Origin of the sequence: Candidatus Clostridium eludens, from assembly GCF_045310515.1 — a bacterium.
In the GTDB taxonomy this organism is placed as follows: Bacteria; Bacillota; Clostridia; order Clostridiales; family Clostridiaceae; genus Clostridium_B; species Clostridium_B eludens.
On the sequence record NZ_JBJHZX010000128.1, the window covers coordinates 1 to 1044 of the forward strand.

Annotated in this window: 1 protein-coding gene and 1 pseudogene; both read right to left on the minus strand. The window is 30.6% G+C overall.

Annotated features, from left to right (window positions below; genetic code table 11):
• Positions 1-346: pseudogene (locus ACJDU8_RS25500) on the minus strand (hypothetical protein); the annotation flags it as partial.
• Between the two features lie 75 nt (positions 347-421).
• Positions 422-1024, minus strand: coding sequence for a histidine phosphatase family protein (locus tag ACJDU8_RS25505; protein WP_406794992.1), 603 nt, complete (start codon positions 1022-1024; stop codon positions 422-424).
• Between the last annotated feature and the right edge of the window lie 20 nt (positions 1025-1044).

Here is a 1044-nt window from a genome sequence, read left to right on the forward strand (position 1 = left end):
TGTGCACCATCCATTTAGGGTCAGTATTCCTTATAATAGTTTCCATATTAAAATCTAACTTATCAATAAATAATTTTAGGTTATTTATTTCATTTTCTACACAACTGATAATTACATTTCTATGATAAGAACCCTCATAACGAACAAAATCTGATAATCGTTCATGGAACATATCGATTTCTGGAGATACTCTTAATGTATAAATATTTGCGTCTTTAAATACGTTTGAATAATATTTAACTTTATCATCATAAATGAAAGCCGACCAATTCTCACCATAACATCCATCTGATGAAAATGGATTTTCTTTTCCTTGAGACCAACTATTGTTTATATAATATATCATCTCAAGAATTCCTCCTATTTATGGAAATGTTTATTGCCTGGTCTTACCTTACAGTTCCTTCACCTTATAACAAAATCACAATGGCATCTTTAAATGTTCAATTTTATTTATATAATTAATAGTTATTTTACCTAACTTATCTATAAAAACAGATGAAATACTTGTGTTATCAAGTTTGAACATAGGAAAAGTCTTTGGTTCTAACCCAAGCAGAATATTTAGAAAAATATTTAGAAATCCTTCATGAGATACAACAGCCACTTTCCCTTCGTCAATACCTTTCAAAATATCTAGTACCCGTAAGACACGTTTAGCAACATCTTTATATGACTCTCCATTCAAAGGCGCAACTAAAGGATTAGACCAAGTACGATTCCACTCTTGAGGATGTTTTTTTAAAGCCCCACTTATTGTAAGTCCCTCAAAAATTCCAGCGCTTCTTTCCTTTAATTCAGGTAAACTAATCGGTTTAACTCCAATTTCGTATCCAATTAGTTTAGCCGTAGATACAGAACGTATTAAAGGGCTTGTATATATCAATTTTACTTTACTTTCTCTTAAATATTCACCTAATATTTTAGCCTGATAGATACCCTTAGTTGAAAGTGGAAAATCAAAATATCCTGCTATGCATCCATTATTCTCACAACAACCATGACGAATTAATAATAATTCCATAGTTAACACCTCTAGCTATA

Bases quoted from the DNA above. Each gene is read 5' to 3' on its own strand.
- ACJDU8_RS25505 (WP_406794992.1), bottom strand. From the start codon at position 1,024: ATGGAATTATTATTAATTCGTCATGGTTGTTGTGAGAATAATGGATGC.